A 17469-nucleotide genomic window follows, 5' to 3' on the forward strand; every position below is an offset into this window, starting at 1 on the left:
ATCCAATCCTTCTTATATAAATATACAAAAGCCTCGAGAATTCGAGGCCTTTTTTTTTGTATAGTAGTATAAACAAACTATTTTAAAGCTTCTACCTTAGCTTTAACTAATTCAGACGAACCTTCAAAAATTTGACTTTTTTCTTTTCCATTTTCAATAGTAGTAACAGTCGCTTTTGAATTTCCCTTTTTCTCAATTATTTCGAATTTAACTTCTTTTTTTGACACTTTACTCGTTGCTATAAATTTACCATTGGCATCGTAATGCAACATACACATTTCTTTTTCTTCTGGCGTGCATCCCATCTCATCACACATTTTAGCACATTCCTCTTTGGTCATTTTGGCACAATTTGACATATCACATTTACCCACCATTGCTTCATTGGCATACGATTTCACAGTTGTTGTGCTTGTCATTGTTTGAACTTCAGAAAGATTGCCGTTCCCTAAAATTGGAGCTATCACTAATCCAATTAAGCAAGTTAACTTAATTAAAATATTCATGGAAGGCCCAGAAGTATCTTTAAAAGGATCCCCAACAGTATCACCTGTTACTGCTGCTTTATGTGCATCAGAACCTTTATAGGTCATTTCGCCATTAATCATTACTCCTGCTTCAAAAGATTTTTTTGCATTATCCCAGGCACCTCCCGCATTGTTTTGAAAAACAGCCCAAAGCACTCCGGAAACTGTTACACCAGCCATATAACCTCCAAGCATTTCGGCAATTAGCTGATTATTATCGCCATAGACTAATTTACCTAGTAAAACAATTGCTATTGGAAAACCAATAGTCAAAACCCCTGGCAACATCATTTCGCGCAAAGCAGCTTTGGTAGAAATATCAACACATTTAGCATATTCTGGTTTTGCCGTTCCTTCCATAATTCCAGGAATCTCCTTGAACTGACGACGCACTTCGTACACCATATCCATCGCTGCTTTCCCTACCGAATTCATAGCTAATGCAGAGAAAACTACAGGAATCATTCCGCCCACAAACAACATCGCTAAAACTGGTGCTTTAAAAATATTAATTCCGTCAATTCCTGTAAAAGTGACATAAGCAGCAAATAAAGCTAACGAAGTTAATGCCGCTGAAGCAATAGCAAAACCTTTTCCTGTGGCTGCGGTAGTGTTTCCAACAGAATCTAAAATATCGGTACGGGTACGTACTTCTTTAGGCAATTCACTCATTTCAGCAATTCCTCCTGCGTTGTCAGATATTGGTCCAAAAGCATCAATTGCCAATTGCATGGCTGTAGTAGCCATCATTGCCGAAGCCGATAATGCTACACCGTAAAATCCAGCCAAACTATAGGACACCCAAATAGCCCCTGCAAACAATAAAACCGTTGGAAATGTAGAAACCATTCCGGTTGCCAAACCTGCAATCACGTTGGTCCCAGCACCTGTACTCGATTTTTGCACAATTGCCATTACTGGTTTTGTCCCTAAACCAGTATAGTATTCTGTTACCGAAGAAATTACTCCGCCAACAATCAATCCAACTATTGTAGCATAAAAAACACGCATCGATGAAATTTCCTGGCTTCCTTCTCCAAAAAACTCCATTCTCATGGTTTCTGGCAACAAATATTGTACTAAAAAGAAACAACTCACAGCCGTTAAAACAATAGCGACCCAGTTTCCTTTATTTAATGCTTTTTGCACCTGTGCTTCCTTGGCATTATCATCAGTAATTTTTACTAATAATGTTCCAATAATAGAAAATAGAATTCCAAAACCGGCAATTGACATTGGCAATAAAATTGGACCAATACCTCCAAAAGCATCCTGAATATTTCCTCCCATATCTTTGATAACATAATTACCAAGAACCATAGCAGCTAAAACTGTAGCTACATAAGAACCAAACAAGTCGGCTCCCATTCCGGCAACATCCCCAACATTATCCCCAACATTATCTGCAATAGTTGCTGGATTTCGAGGATCATCTTCTGGAATTCCAGCTTCTACTTTTCCTACTAAATCGGCACCTACATCGGCCGCTTTGGTATAAATACCGCCACCTACGCGGGCAAACAAAGCAATAGACTCTGCACCTAAAGAAAAGCCTGCTAAGGTTTCAAGCACAACTGTCATTTCTTCTGTTGAAGTCCACGAACCATTCATGAAAAAATTATAGAAAAAGATAAAAAAAGAAGTCAAACCCAAAACAGCCAAACCAGCCACTCCTAATCCCATTACTGTTCCACCACCAAAAGAAACCTTTAAAGCTTGTGGCAAACTAGTGCGAGCAGCTTGAGTAGTTCGAACATTGGTTTTAGTCGCGATTTTCATTCCCATATTTCCCGCTAAGGCAGAAAAAAAAGCACCAACTATAAACGCAATTACAATTAACAAATGTGTTTTAACCCCGGGTAAAAAAGTAATCCCCGCTAAAACGATACTGGCAAAAAACACAAAAACTGCCAACAATCGATATTCTGCTTTGAGAAAGGCTAAGGCGCCTTCGTAAATATAATCCGAAATAGCGGCCATTTTACCGTCGCCGGCATCTTGTTTTAAAACCCAAGCTCTTTTTAAAAACATAAAAGCTAGTCCTATTAATGCCATAATCACAGGCACCCAAATCATAATTGTATTCATAAATTCGTTTTTGGTTAAGGTTAATAATCAACAGCATAGAAACGAATTTAAACAAAAAAAGCAATACTCTTATCGAATATTGCTTTTTTTATAAAATATAGGAGGAAAAATTATTTAATACTAAATAAGCCTTCCGGTTTGTTTTCAATTGCATTGAAACGATCTGTACACTCTTTAATGATTGCTTTAGCTTCCGCTAAATCTCCCCAACCTTCTACATCTACCTTTTTATTCTCAAGATCTTTGTACACTTGGAAGAAATGCTCGATTTCTTTTACTAAGTGAGGATTAATATCAGATAAATCATTTAATGAATTCCAAATTGGATCAGAAACAGGCACACAAATAATTTTCTCATCCGGTCCTTTATCATCAGCCATGTGGAAAACACCAATTGGTTTTACTTCCATAACACATCCAGGAAAAGTTGGCTCGTTAACCAAAACTAATACATCCAAAGGATCACCATCTAAAGCCAATGTTTCAGGAATAAATCCGTAATCAGCAGGATACATCATTGAAGAGAATAACATTCTATCAAAACGCATTCTTTTGATTTCGAAATCATATTCATATTTGTTTCTACTTCCTCTTGGAATTTCGATCAAAACATCGAAAGTGTTTATTTTGTCTGCAGTCATTTTATTTATTATCTTAAGTTGAATTTATTTGGGCACAAAAGTAATTTAATTCCTCATTTATAGCAAAACATTTCCATTTAAAAAGAAGAACTAAACTTTTACTGCTTTTTTCGTTATTTTTTAGAAATAGAAACCAAATGAGCCCTTTATAGAAAATTTCTGTGTATCGGGTGTATTCAAATAGTTTCCTCGCCAAGCAAAATCGATTCGGAATACCTTAAATATATTTCCAATTCCCGCACTGTATTCCCAATACACATCTTCTGGTGCCACGTATGTTAATCCCGAAGCATTAATAGCCCTATTAGCATCCGTAATCGTACCATAAACTGCTCTTGCTCCTACAATTTCTCTCCAGTTTAATTTTCGCATAAAGGGAATTCTAGAAAACAAACGTCCCTGAAAATTGTGCTCCCATTGCAAAGTAGCATATTGATCCGTAACGAATTCGTAGAAATTAAGATTACTAAAGGTATTTTCAATAGTAAAATAGGATTGATTCCCAGGAATTACACTCATTAAACCTAACGGTATTGTTCCAAATGTTTTTCCTAATTCTAAGGTAAGATTCGTGCGTCCTAATGGCCCAATAATAATAGGTTGCTTGTAATACAACTGTACTTTATCATAATCAAAATCACTATTAAACATCCCTTTAAATCCATGACTGTAATTAATATAAAAACGACTAAACGGACTATCAACATTACTTCTTTCTACACCAAAACCAATTGTTTTTCTGTTAGGCGTTAGTTCGACCTGAAAATTCACTTCAGATTGCTTCACATCACTTTTGGTCGTTGTATTAGTCGCATCAGTATAATAATCCAAACTAAATGTATCCGATGCCGACTCTAAAGTTCGATATGAAAAACCAGCTTGAAAAGTCAAGTTCTTAACTGGCTCAATTTCTATCGCCAAATTAGATAAATTTATATTGGTCAACTTGCCGTTACTTCCTGTCGAGAAAAGAGAAGAGGAAGCAAAACTTCTGCCCAAAACATCATTTGTTGTAGTTAAGCTGGCGCCAATTTGTTCTACATCCCGCCTATTTCCTCCTGAAATAATAATTCTATTTTTCTTATCCACCATCCATTTCCCAGATAAGCCATATTTGAATTTATTATCATCAAAACCATAAGCAGTATACCCTTGTAATCTCCAAGGATCATTAGGACCAAAATACGTTCTACCTCCAGTACGAATTCGGATTCCTTCCACCTGATTGTATCCAAATGTGGAAAATATAGGGCCATAATCAAAATGTCCAAATTGAATATAACCACTTCCTAGAATAGAAACTAAATTATACAATTGCCTGAATTTTTTAACCGTTTGTAAAGTATCCAGCATTTTATAAACACCTCTTTCGTCTTTATTTAAGTTTTCAAAACGGTTTTCCTCCCAGTATTTGTCTGATTTATTATAAACCTCATTATCAATATAATTGACTTCGTCTTTATAAAAAGAAGCTGGTTTTTCGATATTGAATTGATGATTTTGATATAAAGTGGTACGTTTTCCGTAAACTCCTTTGGATTGTTCTTTTTTATTCAAAGCAAAATCCGACATCATATAATCTCTAGTCAAAAGAAAAACAGAGTCATTTTCTACCTCAAATTCCTGCTCGATATAAATATCTTTTACCCAGTTAATATTAGCGCTTTTGGTCACTGCCATATTAATTTTTTTGATGGCAAAAGTGGTATCGTTCACCCAAAAATCCCCTTTAAAAGTCAGCTCGTTTTTTCGCCTTGGGTAAAACAAAATATTATAACACCATTTTTCACCAATAAAAGCACTGTCTTTCAAAATATAATTGTACACATCAATTCCTGTTTTAGACAATGGACTAGTAAAGCTCTTATCGAAAAAAGTCAAGTGATTGTTGTAAATATCATAATCAGAATACAAATCTTTTACAAAAGACAAAATTTGTTGGTTATCACTAAAGCCCGAATTCTTATTAGCTTTCAGTTTCTCTTTTACTTTATTTAATTTATTACTTCCATAAACATCCGATAAAGACTCATTGATAAAAATAGGCAAATAGGTTTTCCCCGTAACTCTTGATGTATCAATATGTTTAAAAACAAACTCCATTCCTTTAAACAACTTACTTTTCATAAAAGCACTATCAATAGTATTCATATCAAATTCTACTTTTTCGTACTTCTCCATTTGATACTGATCAAATTGATACAAGCCATTTTTTCGCTTTCTTTCCCAAATTTTTCTAAGGATATCTAATGCCGGATTGTTCTTTTTAGAAGTTTTACCGGTATAAATAACTACTTCTTTTAACTCTTCAGCATCTTTCAACAAGACTTTAAAATTATAATTCACCGCTTTATCTAAAGTAATTTCTCTATCCGAAAAACCTACTGAAGTAACCACCAATGTATTGTATGTTTTAGGCGATTCAATATAAAAACGTCCGTCTTCATTAGACATCACCCCTACATTAGAGCCTTTTAAAACAATATTTGCAAATGGAATCGGCTGATTAGATTTATCAACCACCATACCGCTCACTTTTGTTTGAGCAAAAATTGTTGAAAAAACAGACAATATAAAAACCAAAACTAGAAATAGGTATTTCTTATTCATATATGTTGACATTTATTGCTTCTCTTTTAGATCATTTAAGATACGCTATTTGATTATAAAGACAGTATCTGACTCATTCAAACATTTATTTTAAAAAAAAAGCTTCATCAAACTAACGTAAGATGAAGCCTTAATAGTATTTGCTATGTATTATTTATACATTACTTTCTTTACTGCCTTAACAACATCAGTTGCATTAGGCAACCAATCTTTCAACAATACTGGAGAGTAAGGTGCTGGAGTATCCGCAGTTGTAATTCTTTGAATTGGTGCATCTAGATAATCAAAAGCCTGTTCTTGAACAATATAAGTAATCTCAGAAGAAATACTTGCAAATGGCCATGCTTCTTCAAGAATTACCAAACGGTTTGTTTTCTTAACCGATTTTAAAATAGCTTCATTATCCATTGGACGAACCGTTCTTAAATCGATAATCTCACAAGAAATTCCTTCTTTAGCTAATTCATCAGCAGCAATAAAAGCTTCTTTGATAATTTTACCAAAAGAAACAATTGTAACATCCGTTCCTTCTCTTTTTACATCAGCAACCCCAATTGGAATTACATATTCACCCTCTGGCACTTCACCTTTATCACCATACATTTGCTCAGATTCCATGAAAATAACTGGATCATTATCACGAATAGCAGCTTTTAAAAGCCCTTTAGCATCGTAAGGAGTTGATGGAACAATTACTTTAAGCCCTGGCGTATTAGCGAACCAGTTTTCTAAAGCCTGAGAGTGAGTAGCTCCTAATTGCCCTGCAGAAGCAGTTGGCCCACGAAAAACAATCGGCACATCAAATTGTCCTCCTGTCATTTGACGCATCTTAGCAGCATTATTAATAATTTGATCAATACCTACCAAACAAAAGTTGAAAGTCATATATTCTACAATAGGACGACAACCGTTCATTGCACTTCCTACTGCAATTCCTGTAAATCCTAACTCAGCAATTGGAGTATCAATTACTCTTTTTTCGCCAAATTCAGCAAGCATTCCTTTTGAAGCTTTGTATGCTCCATTATACTCTGCAACTTCTTCTCCCATTAAATATATGGATTCATCGTGACGCATTTCTTCGCTCATCGCTTCGCAAATGGCCTCTCTAAATTGTATTGTTCTCATATTAATTTTGTATGTTGAATTTTCTGAAGAGCAAAAATAAATATTTTAAACCATTTAAAACACAAATTAACTTAAATAATCCGTCCTAAAATCTAACATCTTATAATAGGTATGTGAATATCTCTTATTTATCTTGCTATTTTACACTTATAAAAACAATAAAAAATGCAAGCTAAAAACCCGAAGTAGTTATTGATACCCAATTATTCGAAATATTATTCTAATTTTGTAACTCAATCTACGAAATTTATAAAATATCCAAACATGAAAATACTAGTTTGCATCAGTCATGTTCCTGATACTACCTCAAAAATCAATTTTACTAACGGCGACACCGAATTTGACACTAATGGTATACAATATGTAATCAATCCTAATGATGAATTTGGATTAACTCGTGCTATCTGGTTCCAAGAACAACAAGGAGCTACGGTTACCGTTGTCAATGTTGGTGGACCAGAGACCGAACCTACATTAAGAAAAGCTTTAGCAATTGGAGCTAATGAAGCTATTCGTATCAATGCTACTCCTACCGATGGTTTTTTTGTTGCTAAACAGCTAGCCGAAGTCATTAAAAATGGTGCTTACGATTTAGTTATTGCTGGAAAAGAGTCTTTAGATTATAATGGAGGAATGGTTCCAGGAATGATTGCTGGTATTTTAGAATATAATTTTCTAAATGCTTGTATCAACATTACAGTTGACGGTACAAACGTAACAGCAGTTCGCGAAATTGATGGAGGAAAAGAAACTGTTTCAACTTCATTGCCTTTAATCATTGGTGGACAAAAAGGAATTGTAGAAGAAAAAGATTTACGTATTCCAAACATGAGAGGCATCATGACTGCCAGAACAAAACCACTAAATATTGTAGAACCAACTGATGCAGCAGCAAACACTAAAGCAGTGAAATTTGAAAAACCTGCACCAAAATCAGCAGTAAAAATGGTTTCACCAGACAATTTAGACGAATTAATAGACTTATTACACAACGAAGCGAAGGTCATCTAGTGATCAGTTTTTAGTATTCAGTTCAAAAAATCTGAAATCTAAAATCGTTAATCTAAAATCTAAAATCATCATGTCAATATTAATATACGCAGAATCTGCAGAAGGAAAATTTAAAAAAGTAGCTTTCGAAATCGCTTCATATGCCAAAAAAGTGGCTGAAACATTAGGAACTACTGTAACTGCCTTAACCATTAATACAGAAAACGTTTCTGAATTATCAAAATACGGAGTTGATAAAGTCCTAAAAATTAACAACGACAAACTAGCTGGATTCAACGCTAAAGCTTATGCTGACGTTATCAAACAAGCGGCTCAACAAGAAAACACCAAACTAGTTATTTTGTCTTCTAGCACTGACAGCATTTACTTATCATCATTAGTTGCGGTAAATTTAGAAGCTGGATTTGCATCAAATGTAGTGGGATTACCTGTTAGCACTACTCCTTTTCAAGTAAAAAGAAATGCTTTTTCTAATAAAGCATTCAACATAACCGAAATCAATACCGATGTAAAAGTTATTGGTTTAGCTAAAAACTCTTATGGTCTTTTCGAAAATACTTCAAGTTTAACAGAAGAAGCTTTTAACCCAAGTATTAGCGACAATGATTTCGGAATTAAAGTAGAATCAGTAGAAAAAACATCAGGAAAAGTTTCTATAGCCGATGCCGATATTGTCGTTTCTGGTGGACGCGGATTAAAAGGTCCTGAAAACTGGGGGTTAATCGAAGATTTAGCCGCAATTCTTGGTGCTGCAACTGCTTGTTCAAAACCCGTTTCCGATTTAGGTTGGAGACCACACGGAGAACACGTAGGACAAACCGGAAAACCTGTTGCTACCAACCTTTATATTGCAATTGGAATTTCTGGAGCAATCCAACACATTGCCGGAATTAATGCTTCTAAAGTAAAAGTAGTTATCAACATTGACCCTGAAGCGCCTTTCTTTAAAGTTGCCGATTATGGAATTGTAGGTGATGCTTTTGATGTTGTTCCTAGATTAATTGAAAAACTAAAAGCATTTAAGGCGCAAAACGCATAATTTAATTAGCTTACAAAATATCTGTCCAATAAAATAAGATAATCGTATCTTTGCTTATTGGCAGATTTTTTAATTAATATTGCATCCTAAAATTTAGTCCAACAGAATTCAAAAAATAAAAAACCTACATTTTCATTTCAACAATTATGAGCTTAGTCAAATTATCCATAAAAGGAATTTCATACAGCCAAACACAAAATGGAGCCTATGCTTTGATTTTGAATGAAGTAGACGGCGAAAGAAAACTACCTATAGTCATAGGTGCTTTCGAAGCCCAATCCATCGCTATTGCTTTAGAAAAAGAAATAAAACCACCACGCCCGCTTACCCATGATTTGTTTAAAAATTTTGCCGAGCGTTTTGACATTGTAGTAAAACAAGTTATTATTCATAAATTGGTTGACGGTGTCTTTTACTCCAGTATTATTTGCGAGAGAGATAAAATCGAAGAAATAATAGACGCCAGAACATCCGACGCTATTGCATTAGCCTTGCGTTTCAACGCACCTATTTTTACGTACAAAAACATCCTTGATAAAGCAGGAATTTATCTAAAAACAAATCCTTCTGAAGCCGATAAAGAAAACCAAGTAATGGATGATGTAATTTCAAATCCAGAATCTTTTTCTACAGAAGCCGAAAGTGGAAGAGCTTACATCAAATACAGCTTACAAGAATTAAACGATTTATTAATTCAGGCTGTAGAACAGGAAGATTACGAAAAAGCAGCAAAAATAAGAGACGAAATTTCAAAAAGAGAATCATAATTGGTTAATTGTAGATTTGTTTATTCACATAATCGATTAAACAATTTACCGAATAACCGAATAACCGAATAAACAGTTATGAAGCAATATTTAGATTTAGTTAAACATGTGATGAAAAATGGCTGCCAAAAAGGCGACCGAACAGGAACGGGAACTAAAAGTGTTTTTGGATACCAAATGCGCTTTGATTTAAGCAAAGGTTTTCCGATGGTTACCACAAAAAAATTACATCTTAAATCAATAATCTACGAATTGCTTTGGTTTCTAAAAGGAGAGACAAATATTGGCTACCTTAAAGAACATGGAGTTAAAATTTGGGATGCCTGGGCTGACCAAAATGGAGACCTAGGTCCTGTTTATGGACACCAATGGCGTAACTGGAACAGTGAAGAAATAGACCAAATATCAGATTTAATTCAAGAATTAAAAACCAACCCTAACAGCAGACGCATGCTAGTTTCTGCCTGGAATCCATCAGTTTTACCTGATACCACAAAATCATTCGAAGAAAACGTTGCCAATAACAAAGCAGCTTTACCGCCTTGTCATGCTTTCTTTCAATTTTATGTTGCCGACGGAAAATTATCATGTCAACTCTACCAAAGAAGTGCTGATATCTTTTTAGGTGTTCCTTTCAACATTGCTTCCTATGCACTATTAACAATGATGATTGCACAAGTATGCGACCTAGAAGCAGGAGAATTTATCCATACTTTTGGAGATGCACACATTTATAACAATCATTTTGAACAATTAGAACTGCAATTATCGCGCGAACCAAAACCATTACCAAAAATGATTTTAAATCCAGCGATAAAAAACATCTTTGATTTTGATTATAACGATTTCACTCTCGTAGGTTATGAACCACACGAGACCATTAAAGGAAACGTTGCCGTTTAAAATAAAAAAGCGTTTTAGACTAAACCTCTAAAACGCTATTTTCTGTTCCTGCAAATTCATTCCATTTAAAAGCATCTGCCTCACTCTCGTTGATATATTCACCATCAACCAGGTATTTAAATTCGTAAGCGGCATCTTTATCTAAATCAAAAGCCCCCTTAAAAGTACCATTTTTTAATTTACTCAAAGCTCCTTCTTCAGGATTCCAATTGTTAAAATCTCCAACAACTGAAGCTTGAGTTGCTTCTTTAGCTTCGATAGAAAATGTAACTTTACAAACTGGCTTTGACTTTATAAATTGTTTCTTAATTGACATAACTGATTCATTTTTAGAATTATGAAACAAAGTAAATGATTTTAATTGAAGTAGAAATACCCCAAAGTAACTTTTAGGATAATGCTTAATAAAATGTTAAAATCTAGATGAATTGTCAAATATAAAAGGATTAATTTTTAAATAAACAAAAAAGCAAAGAGCTAAAATTTAAATATTCTCTAGCACTAATAGCCATTTCGAAATTAAATTTTATCTTTATAAACAAAAAAAATAACCTATGAAATCCGAACAACATGAATTATACGAATATGCCAGAAAACGTATAAAACAAAAAAAAAGGGTTTATTTTCATTTTGTTTTATTATTCTTAGCTAGCTTATTCTTATTTGTTTCAACCAAAGTTTTCAACTTCAACCAAGATGCAAATTGGCACATTTGGGCCATTACTTTTTGGTTATTTTTATTTATTTTACATTTTATAAAAGTTTTCATTACCGATCGTTTTATGAATAAAAATTGGGAAAGAGAACAAATTGACCGATTAGTAGCACTACAAGAGAAAAAAATAGCTGAATTAAACAGCCAAATCAACGAAGAACCTTCTACAAAATAAATACAAATGATTATAATGATTGCTGCTGCCGCAGAAAACAGAGCTCTTGGAAAAGATAACCAATTGGTTTGGCATTTACCCAATGATTTTAAACGTTTTAAAACCTTAACTACGGCTCATCATATCATTATGGGAAGAAAAACTTTTGAAAGTTTCCCTAAACCATTACCCAATCGCACCCACATTATTATTACCCGTCAAAAAGATTACAAAGCAGAAGGTTGTATTGTAGTAGACAGCATTGAAAAAGCAATAGAAAAATGTCCTAAAAACGAAAACGCTTTTATTATTGGCGGAGGTGAAATATACCAATTAGCAATGCCTTATGCTGATAAAATTGAGCTTACAGTAGTACATCATACTTTTGAAGCTGATGCCTTTTTTCCTAAAATAGATTTAGAAAACTGGGAATTAATTAGTAGTAGTTTTCAAAGTAAAGATGAGAAACATAAATACGATTACAGTTTTGATACGTATATTAAAAAACAAAAAACACCTCAATAAAAATGAGGTGTTTTTTTTGATTTCTATATCACAATGATGATAATGAATTGTGTTCTAACCTTGAAAAATAATTTGACATAACAATACCAAATTCGCAAATAACAAACTCAATCCCGAAACAAGAATGATTTTATTTGCGATTTTTCGAGAAAACATCTCAAAAAAGCCTTTAATACCAAATACCACGAAGATACTAAAGGAAATAAAAATTAAAATTTCCAAAAAAAAATTTAATCCTAAGAACGTATTTTGCGCTTTTAACCTAGTACCACTCTTAATAAAAGCAGCACCGTCAAAATAAATAACAAGAATAAATGATATTGCCAACGCAAAAGACAACCATTTAAGCTGAAGCATCCATTCTTTATTCATCATTGTTAAGAAATTCATTACGTAAAATTCGATATTTCATTTACACTAAACAATACCCACTTTTAGTGATATTTTAAAAAAGGAAAATCTGAATTGAAAGACAATTTGAATATAAACTTAAAAGGCATTATAGTATATTTGTCAAAATTTAAAAAAAATGGCAAAAAACATCACCCCATATAAAGACTCAGAATTAGGTAAAAAAGAACAGGTTGCAAAAATGTTTGACACTATTTCTGGAAATTACGATAATTTAAATCGTGTTATTTCTTTTGGCATAGATGTTAAATGGAGAAAAAAAGTATTAAAAATAGTTTCCAACACACAACCTGAAACTATTTTAGACATTGCAACAGGAACTGGTGATCTTGCTATTTTAATGGCCAATACTAATGCAAAAAAAATAACAGGCTTGGACATATCGGCCGGAATGCTGGAAGTAGGTGTAAAAAAAATTGCTCAAAAAAATCTTTCCAACAGAATTGAAATGATTTTAGGAGACTCTGAAAAAATACCCTTTGAAGACAACTATTTTGACGCAATAACAGTTGCATTTGGAGTTAGAAATTTTGAAAATTTAGAAAAAGGTTTAACTGAAATCTTACGCGTACTAAAACCTAATGGAACTTTTGTAATTCTAGAAACTTCGATTCCTGAAAAAACACCATACAAACAAGGCTATCATTTTTACAGCAAAAACATACTACCAATAATTGGCAAATTGTTCTCTAAAGATAATGTTGCTTATGGCTACCTATCAGAATCGGCGGCCGCATTTCCTTATGGAGAAGCCTTAAACAATATTTTAAGAAAAATTGGGTTTATAGATGTAAAAGCGATGCCACAAACTTTTGGAGTAGCAACCATATATACAGCATCAAAAAAATAACCTAAGCTTACTTAAATGAAAAAAATAGTCGTTTTTATCTTACTCCTACTCTCTTTCAGAGGACATTCGCAGTCAAAAGGAATGTTTAGTAAAGACCCTATTATCAATTTAGAGAATTTCCAAAAACAACGTTTGTATTTTGGATACTACTTAGGTTTCAATTCTTTTGATTTTAAAATAGATTACAAAACTGTTGGACCCGATATTCAAGTAAAAAAAACTACGGGGTTTAATGTTGGAGTTGTTGCCGATTTAAAACTACAGGAATATATCAACCTGCGTTTTGAACCCGGTTTGTATTACACCAAAAGAACCTTAAACTATCCTAATTTTACACGTGAAATTGATGCGTTAAGAGACGTTAACAGCACCTATATACATTTTCCTTTGCTATTAAAATTCTCTTCGATGCGAACGGGTAATATTCGCCCTTATTTAGTAGGTGGATTATCAACCACTTTAAATTTATCTTCCAACTCAAAATCAATTGATGATAATTTGCAACAAAAATTCAGAGTAAAATCTTGGACAACCAATTATGAAATAGGTTTTGGAATTGATTTTTTCTCCGAATATTTCATCTTTTCTCCTTCCATTAGAGGATGTTTTGGACTTAAAGACGAACTTATTAGAGACAAAGACCCAAACAGTCCCTGGACCAGCAATATTGATTCTATGAAAAGCAGAGCTATCTTAATCAACTTTACTTTCCACTAAGAACTAGGCTAAATTTCGTTTAAATTCACTCAGAATAATTCCTGTTGCAGTAGCAACATTTAAACTTTCCGCTTGTTGTAAATCGCCAAAACGAGGAATCGAAAGTCTATTTTTAATAATAGCTTCCATAGCTTCCGAAATTCCATTGGCTTCATTCCCCATTATAATAATACCTTCTCGAGGCAAATTAGCTTTATAGATATTTTCACCATCCATAAAAGTACCAAAAACATCTTGGTTGGTTGTAGAAATATAATCGTATAAATCTACATAAGAAACATTCACTCTGGTAATAGAACCCATTGTGGCCTGAACTACTTTAGGATTATAAATATCAACAGTTTCTTTAGAACAAATCACTTGTTGTATTCCAAACCAATCACACAAACGCAAAATAGTTCCTAAATTACCTGGATCTCTTACATCGTCTAAAGCAATTATTAATCCCTTCTCTTCAATTGCTTTTTCCTGGGGAATTTTAAAAACAGCTAAACAACTATTAGGAGTCGCTAAAGCACTTATTTTCTTCAAATCATTTTCGTGAATTAAGGATTTTTTACTCCCTAAAACATCTTCAAAATCGTACTGTGTAGTATACAAATGTTCTAATTCAAAATTAGACTGCAAAAGCTCCTGAATTACTTTTACACCTTCGGCAAAAAATAATTGATTGCTTATTCTATACTTTTTCTGTTGTAAACTAGTTATAAGTTTTATTTGGTTTTTACTAACCATAAAAATATGTACTTTTGATTTAAATATTTTAGACCTCTTGAAAAAAATTTCAACAAAAATATCACTATTTATTCTAATAGGAATAATAATATCTGCCTGTAACGCCGAAAAAAGAGTTCCAGATGGAAAACAGCTCCTTGCAAGCAATCAAATATTAGTAAATAGTAAAAAAATTAACGACGAAGACGTACACAATCAACTGTACCAAAAACCCAACGGAACTTTACTAGGATATCGTTTACGTCTAAATTTATACAATTTAGCCAATTTAAATCCGGATTCTACTTACCAAGCTAAATTTAAAAATCATCCAGGCAAATACGAACGTAAAGCAAAATGGCTTTCAGCCAAACAAGTGGATCGTTTAGGAAAATCATTTTGGTATCACGGCATACATGATTTCTTAAAAAAAACGGGAGAGCCACCTGTGATTATCGACTCTACAAAAACTCAAAAATCTGTTTCCAGACTTAAATACTATTATTTTAACAATGGTTTTTTTGATGTAGCCGTCAATTCAGAACACGATACTATCAGCTTAAAAAGAGGAAAAATAAAATATGAAATCACAACAAAGAAAGCTTACTTTCTAGATTCTATTAAAGCCACAATTAGCTCGCCTGCTCTAGATTCTTTATACGCTAATGCTAAAGAAAATGCTATTATACAATCGGGACATCAATACAAAACCATTGATTTCTCTGATGAAAAAAACCGCCTTGCTAATTATTTTAGAAATCATGGCGCCTATTACTTTCAGCCTACTTCCATTGTTTTTGACATTGATACCATAGGTAAAAAACACAAAGCCAATGTCAATGTAAACATTAATGACTACAGTTATCAAGACAATGATTCAACTAAGACTGAGCCTTTTAAATTATACAAAATAAGCAGTGTAGATATTTATACAGACTACACCCCTAACACCAGTAAACAAAACATTACTGACAGCATTACTTATGAAAACTTCAACCTTTACAGCAGAGAGAAACTAAAATACAAACCTCATGCCATTACAGATGCTATCTTTATAACCAAAGGAACGTCATTTGCCGATTACAAAACGGTATTAACCTCGAGATATTTAACCAATCTTAAAATATTTAATCCACCAAGTATTCAATATGAAGTGGACACTAAAGACACGCTAAACAATTCGTTGATAGCCAAAATTTATTTAACCCCAAGAAAAAAATACAGTTTTCAGGCTTCTTTTGACCTTACTCATTCTAACATTCAAGACATTGGTATCTCATTTAGTCCATCGTTAACTATACGAAATATTTTTAATGGTGCCGAAACTTTAGAAATTTCTACAAGAGCAAACATAGGTTCTTCAAAAGATTTGGCAAACCCAAACAATCAATTCTTCAACGTATCAGAATATGGTGTGGATTTCAAACTGAATTTCCCTAGAATATTTATGCCTTTTTCTACCGAAAAAATCATCCCAAAAAGCATGATTCCGTCTACCCTAATTGGAATTGGTTATGCTACGCAAAAGAACATCGGATTGGATAAAGAAAATGTAACAGGAACCTTCTCTTACAATTGGAATCCTAAACGAAATAACACCGCTCGTTTTGACCTCTTAAACATCCAGTTTGTTCGCAACTTGAATTCTCCCAATTACTTTAACGTTTACGGATCTTCCTATAATGCGCTGAACGAAATTGGAAAAATATACAATACCAACCCCGATTATTTCAATAACAGTACCGATAAAGATTTAATTATAGAATCGGGAACAACTGGTTTTACCAAAGATGTTTTAACAGGAAACACCCCATTAACTCCATCTGACTCCGATTACAAGGAAGTAAAAAGTATTGAAGAAAGAAGAATTCGACTCACTGAAAACGATTTTATTTTAGCTACAAATTTTTCATTTAGCAAAACCACAAAAACCGATTTAGCCGATAATAACTTCTATCTTTTTAAAACTAAAATCGAATCAGCTGGTTCTATATTATCATTAATTTCAAATGCTACCAACCAAAAAGTAAATCAAAATGGCAATCATGAATTCTTTAATTTAGAATATTCAGAATACATAAAAACTGAATTTGATTACATCAAACATTGGGATTTAAGCAAGGAAAAAGTATTAGCCGTTAGAACCTTTTTTGGTATCGCCATTCCTTTTGGGAATTCTGATTACATTCCGTTTTCCCGAAGTTATTTTTCTGGAGGTTCCAATGATAACCGTGCATGGCAACCCTATAGTTTAGGCCCTGGACGTAGTGGCGCTACTAATGATTTTAACGAAGCTAACATGAAAATAGCCTTAAGCACCGAGTTTAGATTTAAAATCTTAGGTGATTTAAAAGGCGCTTTATTTGCCGATGCTGGAAATATCTGGAATGTTTTTGACAATGTAACGGACGAAAAGTCAACTTTTAATAATTTTGCAAGCTTAAAAGATACCGCTTTAGGTTCCGGATTTGGACTTAGATATGATTTAAGTTTCTTTGTTGTCCGATTTGATTTTGGTTTCAAAACCTACAATCCAGCCGATGAAACAGGCAAAAAATGGTTTAGAGATTACAATTTTGGACACTCTGTTTTAAATTTTGGAATAAATTATCCGTTCTAATCCTAATAAATTCTTATTTTTGCGGTCTTAATCTAAAAACAAAAATCTA

16 protein-coding genes are annotated in these 17469 nt (G+C 33.3%); 9 read left to right on the forward strand and 7 right to left on the reverse strand.

All coding sequences use genetic code 11. The features are described 5' to 3' along the window. Positions 1-77: 77 nt before the first annotated feature. From AC4FRF_RS10430 to AC4FRF_RS10445, 4 genes are all read right to left on the reverse strand, one after another. Positions 78-2615: a sodium-translocating pyrophosphatase gene (locus tag AC4FRF_RS10430; RefSeq protein WP_491159449.1), complete on the reverse strand. Its 2538-nt coding sequence runs from the start codon at positions 2613-2615 to the stop codon at positions 78-80. A gap of 110 nt (positions 2616-2725) precedes the next feature. After that, entirely contained in the window at positions 2726-3256 is a 531-nt protein-coding gene (locus tag AC4FRF_RS10435) for an inorganic diphosphatase (protein ID WP_491159450.1), read from the reverse strand. A 120-nt stretch (positions 3257-3376) separates the two neighbouring features. Continuing rightward, positions 3377-5866 (reverse strand): DUF5686 and carboxypeptidase-like regulatory domain-containing protein, encoded by a 2490-nt coding sequence (locus AC4FRF_RS10440; protein ID WP_491159662.1) that lies wholly within the window; start codon positions 5864-5866, stop codon positions 3377-3379. A 150-nt stretch (positions 5867-6016) separates the two neighbouring features. Continuing rightward, positions 6017-6994 (reverse strand): pyruvate dehydrogenase complex E1 component subunit beta, encoded by a 978-nt coding sequence (locus AC4FRF_RS10445; protein ID WP_491159451.1) that lies wholly within the window; start codon positions 6992-6994, stop codon positions 6017-6019. Positions 6995-7258: 264 nt separating this feature from the next. Here AC4FRF_RS10445 and AC4FRF_RS10450 point away from each other — a divergent pair, with 264 nt between their 5' ends. The 4 genes from AC4FRF_RS10450 (at position 7259) to AC4FRF_RS10465 (ending at position 10714) form a co-directional block, all read left to right on the forward strand. After that, the gene (locus AC4FRF_RS10450; protein ID WP_491159452.1) at positions 7259-8005 is read left to right on the forward strand and encodes an electron transfer flavoprotein subunit beta/FixA family protein; all 747 of its coding nucleotides are present in this window, start codon (positions 7259-7261) and stop codon (positions 8003-8005) included. A gap of 70 nt (positions 8006-8075) precedes the next feature. Next, positions 8076-9044 carry an electron transfer flavoprotein subunit alpha/FixB family protein gene (locus tag AC4FRF_RS10455; protein ID WP_491159453.1) on the forward strand — a complete coding sequence of 323 codons (969 nt, stop codon included), beginning with the start codon at positions 8076-8078 and terminating at the stop codon, positions 9042-9044. 146 nt (positions 9045-9190) lie between these two features. Further along, positions 9191-9811 (forward strand): bifunctional nuclease family protein, encoded by a 621-nt coding sequence (locus AC4FRF_RS10460; protein ID WP_491159454.1) that lies wholly within the window; start codon positions 9191-9193, stop codon positions 9809-9811. A 78-nt stretch (positions 9812-9889) separates the two neighbouring features. Next, positions 9890-10714: a thymidylate synthase gene (locus AC4FRF_RS10465; RefSeq protein ID WP_491159455.1), complete on the forward strand. Its 825-nt coding sequence runs from the start codon at positions 9890-9892 to the stop codon at positions 10712-10714. Positions 10715-10733: 19 nt separating this feature from the next. Here AC4FRF_RS10465 and AC4FRF_RS10470 read toward each other — a convergent pair whose 3' ends face one another. Further along, entirely contained in the window at positions 10734-11030 is a 297-nt protein-coding gene (locus tag AC4FRF_RS10470; RefSeq protein WP_491159456.1) for an isoamylase early set domain-containing protein, read from the reverse strand. Between the two features lie 238 nt (positions 11031-11268). On the opposite strand from AC4FRF_RS10470, the gene AC4FRF_RS10475 reads away from it, so the two are divergent. Together AC4FRF_RS10475 and AC4FRF_RS10480 are read left to right on the forward strand one after the other, a co-directional pair. Beyond that, positions 11269-11604, forward strand: a complete 336-nt coding sequence (locus AC4FRF_RS10475; protein ID WP_491159457.1) for a 2TM domain-containing protein — start codon at positions 11269-11271, stop codon at positions 11602-11604. 6 nt (positions 11605-11610) lie between these two features. Further along, positions 11611-12108 carry a dihydrofolate reductase gene (locus AC4FRF_RS10480; protein ID WP_491159458.1) on the forward strand — a complete coding sequence of 166 codons (498 nt, stop codon included), beginning with the start codon at positions 11611-11613 and terminating at the stop codon, positions 12106-12108. Between the two features lie 54 nt (positions 12109-12162). Here the strand turns inward: AC4FRF_RS10480 and AC4FRF_RS10485 are convergent, their stop codons facing one another. Further along, positions 12163-12483, reverse strand: a complete 321-nt coding sequence (locus tag AC4FRF_RS10485; RefSeq protein WP_491159459.1) for a hypothetical protein — start codon at positions 12481-12483, stop codon at positions 12163-12165. A 154-nt stretch (positions 12484-12637) separates the two neighbouring features. Here AC4FRF_RS10485 and ubiE point away from each other — a divergent pair, with 154 nt between their 5' ends. Continuing rightward, the gene (ubiE, locus tag AC4FRF_RS10490; protein WP_491159460.1) at positions 12638-13369 is read left to right on the forward strand and encodes a bifunctional demethylmenaquinone methyltransferase/2-methoxy-6-polyprenyl-1,4-benzoquinol methylase UbiE; all 732 of its coding nucleotides are present in this window, start codon (positions 12638-12640) and stop codon (positions 13367-13369) included. A 15-nt stretch (positions 13370-13384) separates the two neighbouring features. After that, positions 13385-14086, forward strand: coding sequence for a type IX secretion/gliding motility protein PorT/SprT (porT, locus tag AC4FRF_RS10495; RefSeq protein ID WP_491159461.1), 702 nt, complete (start codon positions 13385-13387; stop codon positions 14084-14086). Positions 14087-14089: 3 nt separating this feature from the next. Here porT and AC4FRF_RS10500 read toward each other — a convergent pair whose 3' ends face one another. Further along, positions 14090-14821: a TrmH family RNA methyltransferase gene (locus AC4FRF_RS10500; protein WP_491159462.1), complete on the reverse strand. Its 732-nt coding sequence runs from the start codon at positions 14819-14821 to the stop codon at positions 14090-14092. A 37-nt stretch (positions 14822-14858) separates the two neighbouring features. Here AC4FRF_RS10500 and tamL point away from each other — a divergent pair, with 37 nt between their 5' ends. Further along, positions 14859-17420 (forward strand): translocation and assembly module lipoprotein TamL, encoded by a 2562-nt coding sequence (tamL, locus tag AC4FRF_RS10505; protein ID WP_491159463.1) that lies wholly within the window; start codon positions 14859-14861, stop codon positions 17418-17420. Positions 17421-17469 lie beyond the last annotated feature (49 nt).

Source organism: Flavobacterium sp. ST-158 (assembly GCF_058309975.1).

Coding starts and splice junctions, on each gene's coding strand:
- porT (WP_491159461.1), top strand. CDS start 13,385: ATGAAAAAAATAGTCGTTTTTATCTTACTCCTACTCTCTTTCAGAGGA.
- AC4FRF_RS10500 (WP_491159462.1), bottom strand. CDS start 14,821: ATGGTTAGTAAAAACCAAATAAAACTTATAACTAGTTTACAACAGAAA.
- AC4FRF_RS10450 (WP_491159452.1), top strand. CDS start 7,259: ATGAAAATACTAGTTTGCATCAGTCATGTTCCTGATACTACCTCAAAA.
- ubiE (WP_491159460.1), top strand. CDS start 12,638: ATGGCAAAAAACATCACCCCATATAAAGACTCAGAATTAGGTAAAAAA.
- AC4FRF_RS10485 (WP_491159459.1), bottom strand. CDS start 12,483: ATGATGAATAAAGAATGGATGCTTCAGCTTAAATGGTTGTCTTTTGCG.
- AC4FRF_RS10460 (WP_491159454.1), top strand. CDS start 9,191: ATGAGCTTAGTCAAATTATCCATAAAAGGAATTTCATACAGCCAAACA.
- AC4FRF_RS10480 (WP_491159458.1), top strand. CDS start 11,611: ATGATTATAATGATTGCTGCTGCCGCAGAAAACAGAGCTCTTGGAAAA.
- AC4FRF_RS10445 (WP_491159451.1), bottom strand. CDS start 6,994: ATGAGAACAATACAATTTAGAGAGGCCATTTGCGAAGCGATGAGCGAA.
- AC4FRF_RS10430 (WP_491159449.1), bottom strand. CDS start 2,615: ATGAATACAATTATGATTTGGGTGCCTGTGATTATGGCATTAATAGGA.
- AC4FRF_RS10435 (WP_491159450.1), bottom strand. CDS start 3,256: ATGACTGCAGACAAAATAAACACTTTCGATGTTTTGATCGAAATTCCA.
- AC4FRF_RS10465 (WP_491159455.1), top strand. CDS start 9,890: ATGAAGCAATATTTAGATTTAGTTAAACATGTGATGAAAAATGGCTGC.
- AC4FRF_RS10475 (WP_491159457.1), top strand. CDS start 11,269: ATGAAATCCGAACAACATGAATTATACGAATATGCCAGAAAACGTATA.
- AC4FRF_RS10455 (WP_491159453.1), top strand. CDS start 8,076: ATGTCAATATTAATATACGCAGAATCTGCAGAAGGAAAATTTAAAAAA.
- AC4FRF_RS10470 (WP_491159456.1), bottom strand. CDS start 11,030: ATGTCAATTAAGAAACAATTTATAAAGTCAAAGCCAGTTTGTAAAGTT.
- AC4FRF_RS10440 (WP_491159662.1), bottom strand. CDS start 5,866: ATGAATAAGAAATACCTATTTCTAGTTTTGGTTTTTATATTGTCTGTT.